Origin of the sequence: Chitinophaga sp. (genome assembly GCF_035564935.1) — a bacterium.
Taxonomy (GTDB): domain Bacteria; phylum Bacteroidota; class Bacteroidia; order Chitinophagales; family Chitinophagaceae; genus Chitinophaga.
This window is the reverse complement of the sequence record NZ_DATMTE010000426.1, coordinates 1-7,811: the sequence shown is the minus strand read 5'-3', so window position 1 is coordinate 7,811 and position 7,811 is coordinate 1. Positions and strand designations below refer to the sequence as shown.

Sequence of the window (7,811 nt, the reverse complement as noted above, 5' to 3'; positions counted from 1 at the left end):
GAGGCGTTTTTCTTTAGGGAGTGTTACCGGTTATATTTTCACCAGCTTGTAACGTGCTGTGTCATATCGGGCCGGTTGCCCGTTATTTGCTCCAAATGTTTTCATATCTACTGCCCGTAGCTTACTTTTGACGTTCAAGCTGATCTTACACATCGTATGAACCTGTACCCGGGCACAAAATCGCCCATTGATAACGGGCACGTATATACGGGCGATTTCCTGATGAAAGCAGGATTCAATCCAGAAGTTGGCGCCAGGCGTACCAGCGTGGTGCTGAAAGTTACCGCCATCTGAACCGTTACGGGGAAATTGAGTGTTGGTTTAAACAGGAAACAGCCCTGCAGCTATTGCTGCTGGCTTTTTACAAAGGCATATGTTCATTGCTTCAGGCCGGGGCTTACCTGCATCGATATAAATCACAACAGAAGCGTAGGTAACCCACCGGTTGCGGTTGGACGGGCTGCTTTGTTTGGCTATCAGGTCTACCACCTGGCGGGCAGTTACAGCAGCGTTATTGCTGAATTTTTTATGTTATAAAAGATAACACCGCTGATGATCAGCAGCAGCAGGCCGGTGCCGGGAAAAATGCGGAAAATAACGGCAGCGGAATATGATTTCATCGGGGTCTGAGAATTGGGTAAAACTGCAAAATGCTGAACCCGGGATAAATCAGGGCTAATCAGTTGAGCGGGAGTTTTACATAAAACGCGGTTCCGTCGCCGGGGAGGCTTTCAAACCAGATAGCGCCGCCATGTGCTTCCACGATTTGCCTGGCTATGGCCAGCCCCATTCCATAAGGGCGTTCTCCGCCGGTGCCGGGCCTTTTCGCTTCGGTGAACAGGTCGAAGATCTTGTTTTTGATTTCCGCGGGTATGCCTATGCCCTGATCTTTTACAGTAATGATCACATGGTCAGACCCCGTAGTGGTGCTTATCCCGATGAGTGTATTATTGGGGCTGAATTTTATGGCATTCGAGATCAGGTTGCTGAACACGCGCCAGATTTTTTCCCGGTTGATGCTGATCGTAATATGAGTGGTTTGGAGTTCAATATGCTGCTGTTTTTCTGCTGCGCTGAGCTGCATCATATCTACGCAGTAGTGCATCAGCTCGTTGAGTTCAACGGGTTCTTTTTTTAGCTCATATTGTACGGTATAGTGGAGCAGGTCGCTGATCAGGTGGAGGGAGCTCTGACCTGCTGAACGGATCATTTCCAGCATGCCCCGGTCTTCTTCATTATAACGGGTTTCCTGGAGCATCAGTTCACACAGGGCAGTGATGGCGCCCACCGGATTTCGCAGATCGTGCGCCACTACCTTCATGATACGGGTATTCTCCTGGTGGCTTTGTTCCAGGGCTTTCAGTGTTTGCAGGGTATCCCGGTTTTTTTCTTCCACCTGGCGGTTAAGGGCAGTAAGTTCCTTCACATTTTTATTGGAACGCCGGAGGTTTTTCCATAGCAGGAAGAGGATCAGGATGGTTAATACAGAGAATATAACAGCTGCGGAAAGATAACTTGTTTTAAGCTGGTTGTTTTTATGAAGCAGGGCAATCTGGTATTGTTGTCCTGCTTCCCTTATCCCTGCATCGAGGTCTGCTTCCTTTAACCCGGTGTTTATATCGTTCAGGGAATCTCTTATGCGGTAATAGCGCTGGCTGTAAAGATAAGCGCCGTTCAGGTCGCCGGTTTTATCCAGGTAGCGCCATTTCAGCTGAAGCCACTGTACTTTTATATTATCGCCCATAATGCCCAGACCTTTTCCAGCGTCCAGGTCACTGCCCATGCGGGTTAGCAGGTCATTTGCTTCGGGGAAACGGTGGTTATCCAGATAAAGCCGGATCAGTTTTATCTTGGCGGTTTGTGCATCTTCCACGGCATAGCCGGGTTGGTCGTTGATACGGATATTTTCTTTCAGATAAAATTCTGCAGCTGCCAGGTTGCCTGTTTTGGCATAGGTGCCGCCAAGATTGCCGTATACTACGCCGGCAGCTGTTTCAGCGAATTTCTTTCTCTGCGGAAATTTTAAAGCATTGGTTTTGATAAACTGAAGTGCCTCCTGATAATAGTAAATAGCGCTATCAAGTTGCCCTGAGCGCTCAAAGCATAGTGCAATGGAATTAAGATCTGACTGGGGAAGAATGAACAGGTTATTGAAATCATTTGAACCGATGGACAGGCAATGTTGATATTCGCTAAGGGCTTGTTTAAAATGGGGGATGGCATCCATATATTTTCCCTGGTTATATTCGACAAAACCCAGCTTGCTGCTGAATTTACTATAGTCGCAGGTATCCAGGTACTTTTGTACAAACTGCTTACCGCTGAAGTAACTTTTATAAGCCTGGCTGTATTGCTTATCGGCCATATTTACTTCTCCCTGCCGGTAAAGGGTGGTGGCGTAGTCATCAGGATAGGTTTTTTCCCGGCCTTTCAGGCACATGAACATGCTATCCAGGTAGCTCCTGGCCGTAGGAATGTTTCTCTGGTAAAAGATATAGAAGTTTGCCAGGTAATCATATTTCACCCAGCGGTCATGATCTCCCGGTGCACTGAGCGTGGCGTAGGCCGAGTCGAGGAAATGCGGTACATTTTTCATATGCCCGCTGTTAAGCATACTGTCAACAGCTAATGAAACCCGTTCAACAAATTCAGGGTGTTCCGGGTTTTCCGTTGAGTGTTTGCATCCGGGAATTAACAGGCACACAATGACGGCAACCAGGCAGGCGGGCTGGTATTTTGTGGTTTTTACGAACATGGTTTTTAGTACATGACAGGAATATTATAGCTATAAGGTAGTAAAAAATAGCATCCAAAATTCAATGGACGGTTAAATATTTGGCAGCGGCAGGGAAAGGGCTGCGTTTTAGCGGGTTTTCTGTCGAAGTAAGGAGGATAACAGAGAGCCGGTTATTTACCGGCTCTTTATGAAATGCATTGCCCGACTATGTTATTCATTCTTCAAGCTTAGCTTAAATGATATCAATAAACAGCATATGAGTATAGCCCCGGCAAACCCCGCGGTTAACCCCCAATATGCAAAGCTGCCACCAGTATGGAAGCTTTTGCCAGGTACCATCTGTAATCTGACAAACGTGTACATAAGCGAACTTGATTCACTCTTTCATTTTTGCGGCCTGCTTTTTATCAAAGCGGTTCTTCGCAACAAGATGCGCTTCGGTGATGAAGGTCATTGTTTCCGTTAACTGCTGGCCTTCGGGGTTCAGTATACAAATAAAGTGTTGTGCCGCATAATCGGGGTGGGGCATGAACCGGTTCAGCGTCGTGTAATCCCATTTAGATTCATTGCCGGCAAATAATTCGTTAAATGAATCTTTTGCAATGCCGATATTCACGCGGAACACCCCATCCCGGTCCAGGTTGGATATATTATCATGTTCATTATCCGATGCTGCAAAGGTAACAAAGGGAAGTACCTGCTCAGATCCGTAGAAGAAAAACGTGTACCCGAAGTGCTCCAGTTTTGTGACGTTGTGCAATTCGGCAATATGCTGTTCAATGTGTTGTAATGACATGGCAGGCGTGTTTGGTTGACTGCAAATTTCACCTTATTGCGGTACATTTACAAGTAGTTACCATTTTGGTATATAGTAACACGGAGTAAAGTATCAGGAACTATTATGGCTTTGAAGAATAAAAATTTACAAATTTGCCCGTTCCAGGAAGCGATGGACCTCATTTCGGGGAAATGGACCATGTCTATCATCAACACCCTGATGGCAGGGAAGATGCGGTTTAAAGAACTGGAAAGGAGCGTGGTGGGTATTAACACGCGGATGCTGGTAAAGGAACTGAAACAGCTTGAAGCGCGGAAGATCGTTAGCCGGAAAGCTTATGCCACTATGCCGCCAACGGTGGAGTATTCGTTAACTGAGAAGGGGATGTTGCTGAAGCCGGTGCTGGTGGAAGTACAGGCATGGGCGATGAGGAATGTGGAGTAACGGATGCATTACACTATCAATAAAAAGACTGGACTTTCGCCCATCTTTTTTATTGCAAATATGAATGGTTTTTTAACAAAAGAGGTAACGGAGAGAGTTATGTTCCCGGACGGTCGTACACTTGAACAGATCAAGTATAAAATTGCCCCACTTACATTATCTTGCATCTTCATATAATCAACTGTTGACTTATACTATGAAGAACAAGTTTATTAACCTCAGCGCCTGGGCGCCTCTTTACCTTATATTCATGCTGGCAGCCTGCCATGGCGATGGCAAAAAAACGGAAAGTAAGCAACCTGCTGCCAGTGCTGCTAATACGGATTCGCTGACGAACAGGGACATGACAACCGTTTCTACCGAAGCATATGTTTCCGGGATCATTGGCAGAAGGGAGGCTATTGAAAAGCAACTGCCGGGCATAAACGCTGATGCTGCAGCCAGCCTTTACACTTCCCTTGCACTGTATCTGGACACTGCCCTGACAGGCATCACTGCTAATGAGCATGAATGGGTAGATGAATATGTAAACTTTTATTCAGAAGCAAAAGGTAAAGCAGATCCGCCCGCCAAAGTACAACAACGCATTAATTTGCTGGCTACAGCAGGTATTGAGCCCTGGGAAATAGGAGAAGGATACACGGAACTACGAACAGTTCCCGCATTTTATACCGGGTTATTTAGGGCTTCCCTGCCCGTTGATTATGGTGCGTACCTGCAACTGCGTGCCGATGAAGATACTGTATTATACAGTGCCGATGCAGGGCTGATCATCCCATTCAAACTGATAGGAAAGCGGGCACTTAACTGGGAAAAATTCCTGGATACTTATCCCGGTAGCATTTTCGCAGGCACAGCACGGGAGCTGTATGAGGGGTATTGTGAAGATTACCTTTTGGGAGAAGATAATACGCCATCGTTTGAAAACTACGAAGACCTTACTTCGCTGATCCCCGAAAATAAAACAGAATATATCTTGTTTGTGCAACAGCACGGGAATACTAAAACCGCTGGTATTGTAAAACAGTTCCTGGATAAGGTAACTACGGCAAAAACCTATAACGAATTACGCCAGCAGCTGAGAACAGCTATAATGGCCGTTTATGCCGGAGAGATAAGTTTATTGCCTGTTCAGCCAGAGTTCCGGCAGGAGCAGATGGAGCCGCTTACGAAGGCAGTATACGACACGGTACCGGGAGAGATATCGATCGGAGATGGAATAACAGCGAACATAGACCGCAGCGTTGATTCGGTGATGTACTTTCAGCAGGATAACAATATATACTGCATGGCAATATTCACCAACCAGGGAAGGAGCGGCGGAGCGCCGGTTTCCGGTTGGGTGGATGTATGGGCTTTCAAAAAATCCGGGGATCGATGGCAAACTGTATCCTACCTGTTAAACGCTGGTGGGGGAGGCATGTATGGTAATTCCGGTTACTTTAATAAGCTGGTGAAAGTGGGAAATCATACCACGGGCATTGTAGTTAGCGGTGGAATTACACATATGGGAAGCAGTGTTTCCTGGGATGACCTGATTGTTTTTAAGGATGAAAAACTGGCGCCCGTAATGAATATTGTAACAAACGATGCGTATGATGGTGGAAGCGGTATGCAAAAATGCCGTATTAACAAATGGTGGTTACAGCCTGGCGCTCAACAGGAAAATTATGATGTGGTGATTATTCCTGGCAGCTGTATTGGAGTAGGTACTTTACCACTCGGCCGGATTACGGTTCCTTATAAAAACGGGCATTATTCTATTCCTGGTGAATTGCAGGATAGGGGAATCTGACATGTAAGTACGGCAATTGCTTTCCTGGTAAATTCTCTGAACATAGCATTTAATACATAGCAGTGCTATTAGTGTGGCAACCCTGTTACTCCTCTTTCCGGGCGGAATCCTTCCCGGCGGATATTTTATAATCACTATCTGAAATGCCCTTTACACCTTTCGGCTTTTTAGGCGGAGGAGCTGTATACACGGAATCAATTGGCGGAAGCGGGGTTTTATCATAATGCCACCGCGACGAATCCGGCTTGAACAGGGGAAAAACCCGTTCAGCCACAGAATCTTTAGGCATGTTGTTTTGTGGTGTTTCTTCCTGTAAGAGGCTGTCATTTTTTGACGGCATTGGCAGGAATGGAATAGTTTTCTTTTGTATTTGCTCCTTTAATGCCGGGCTGTCGATAACCGGGGCGGGCATTTCCGGCACGGTAGGTATTTTTTCGGGTGTTGTGCTTTTTTGTAGATGATTTGTATGATTGGTATACCACCATAGCGCAGTAACCGCAACTGTGATCCCTGCAAAACCGTACCAGCCTTTTCCTTTAATCTTAGGCGTAGTTTTCTGATCCGGTGTTTCAACAGGGGCATCCAGCTGCGCTTCAATGCTGGCCCAGATACTGTCTGCCATATCCGGCACAGGTACCTGCTCCAGCTTTGCTGCTATTAAATGCTCATATGGTGTGTTAGTATTCACTAGGTTCTTATTGCTGCTAATTTCTGTTGGAGTATTTTTCTTGCTTCACTCAGATGCCACTTACTTGTTCCCTCGCTGATGCTTAATTGTCCTGCAATTTCTTTGTGTGTATATCCATCAATGGCATACAGGACGAACACGGCATGTGTAGCCGGGGGAAGTTGTTTTATAAGTTGAAGTATGGCGGCGGCATCTGTTTTTTCGATAATATCGTTGTTAATAAATGGTTCTTCTGCGGTATCCAGTTCCAGGCTGGTGAAGCGGCTGCGTTGTTTTATGTGGTCTAATGATTCGTTGATGATGATTCGTTTCAGCCAGCCGTGGAAGTTCCCTTTTGATGCGTCGAAAGAAGGTATGCTTTTGAACATTTTTACAAAGGCATGGCCCAGGATATCGGCGGCTTCGTGTTCATCGATGGCGTATCGCATGGCAATGGTCATGGCAAAGCCATAGAGCAGCCGGTATAGTTGCTCCTGTGCTTTCCTGTTGCCATTGCGGCACTCCGTGATGATATTGCCTAAATCCTGTTCCAGCGTTTTAATTTGTCCGGTTCTTCAAATGGATTACCATTTTGCATCGTTTACCTTTCTTGCCAGGATGGCTGAGCCAATGGCGCTGATGTTCAGCTTCTCCGTAGCGTCCAGCTCATTGTAGAACCAAATGTTGCGGTCGATCATATCCACAATGGCTACCACGCCGCCGCTGGTGCTTATTTCGTAGCCCGACAATAATTTAAACGGCAGTTTCCCGGTTTTACCATTGTCGAGGGCTGTACTTTTAATACTTAATGCTTTTATAAACAGGGTATCAACGCCGTTTGTTGCAAGGCCATTGTCTTCCGGCTTGATATAGGTAAACGGGTTCTTGTCATTTTCCGCTTTCCTATCGTATATATTGGTCATCAGCAGTTCCCAGTTTTTGCTTTCCTGGGTGGTATCCACACTGATCAACGCCGAAAATACATATTTATATTGCTGGAGTTGCTCAAACCCGCTGAAGGGGGGCTTACCATTAATGACCTCATATTCGAGCTTTTTCGTTACTTCCTTTTCGTCCGCATATATCTCCACGTTGTTGTTTCCGTCCGACAAGGCATAACGGAACCTGGCTTTTTCTTTTGTTACCGTCTCGGCTTTCCGGATACCCACCTTGTTCCACAGGAGGTTTTCCAGGAAAAAGCCGCGGCCGCCCCAGCCGGGGTAACTTAAATGGATCCCTCTTTTTATCCTGGAGGTGGTAAACTGACCGAAGGACATCTTATTTCCCCTTGCCCCCTTTACGTGGAGCATGGTAGCCTGTTGCCTGAACGTGTCTGGAATAGCCAGCTTAATAGAAGTACAACCGGTTAAGCAGGCGAAGGCCATTATTA

8 protein-coding genes are annotated in these 7,811 nt (G+C 46.3%); 3 read left to right on the top strand and 5 right to left on the bottom strand.

The window, feature by feature from the left end; genetic code table 11:
- Positions 1-156: 156 nt before the first annotated feature.
- On the top strand, positions 157-294 hold the full coding sequence (locus VN105_RS11070) for a hypothetical protein (protein ID WP_325640792.1): 138 nt from the start codon (positions 157-159) through the stop codon (positions 292-294).
- A gap of 385 nt (positions 295-679) precedes the next feature.
- Here VN105_RS11070 and VN105_RS11065 read toward each other — a convergent pair whose 3' ends face one another.
- The gene (locus tag VN105_RS11065) at positions 680-2,596 is read right to left on the bottom strand and encodes a tetratricopeptide repeat-containing sensor histidine kinase (protein ID WP_325640790.1); all 1,917 of its coding nucleotides are present in this window, start codon (positions 2,594-2,596) and stop codon (positions 680-682) included.
- Positions 2,597-3,113: 517 nt separating this feature from the next.
- On the bottom strand, positions 3,114-3,533 hold the full coding sequence (locus tag VN105_RS11060; RefSeq protein WP_325640788.1) for a DUF6194 family protein: 420 nt from the start codon (positions 3,531-3,533) through the stop codon (positions 3,114-3,116).
- Positions 3,534-3,638: 105 nt separating this feature from the next.
- Between VN105_RS11060 and VN105_RS11055 the strand changes: the two genes are divergently transcribed.
- Both VN105_RS11055 and VN105_RS11050 read left to right on the top strand, forming a co-directional pair.
- Positions 3,639-3,959: a helix-turn-helix domain-containing protein gene (locus VN105_RS11055; protein WP_325640786.1), complete on the top strand. Its 321-nt coding sequence runs from the start codon at positions 3,639-3,641 to the stop codon at positions 3,957-3,959.
- 196 nt (positions 3,960-4,155) lie between these two features.
- A complete protein-coding gene (locus tag VN105_RS11050) occupies positions 4,156-5,754 on the top strand; it encodes a hypothetical protein (RefSeq protein WP_325640784.1) in 1,599 nt (532 codons plus the stop codon).
- 85 nt (positions 5,755-5,839) lie between these two features.
- On the opposite strand, the gene VN105_RS11045 is transcribed toward VN105_RS11050, so the two are convergent.
- The 3 genes from VN105_RS11045 to VN105_RS11035 all read right to left on the bottom strand — a co-directional run.
- Positions 5,840-6,442, bottom strand: coding sequence for a hypothetical protein (locus tag VN105_RS11045; RefSeq protein ID WP_325640782.1), 603 nt, complete (start codon positions 6,440-6,442; stop codon positions 5,840-5,842).
- Positions 6,442-6,975: an RNA polymerase sigma factor gene (locus VN105_RS11040; RefSeq protein ID WP_325640794.1), complete on the bottom strand. Its 534-nt coding sequence runs from the start codon at positions 6,973-6,975 to the stop codon at positions 6,442-6,444. Before VN105_RS11040 ends, VN105_RS11045 begins: the two co-directional genes overlap by 1 nt.
- A 30-nt stretch (positions 6,976-7,005) precedes the next feature.
- Positions 7,006-7,811 (bottom strand): hypothetical protein (locus VN105_RS11035; protein ID WP_325640780.1); only part of this gene is annotated, 806 nt, incomplete at its 5' end.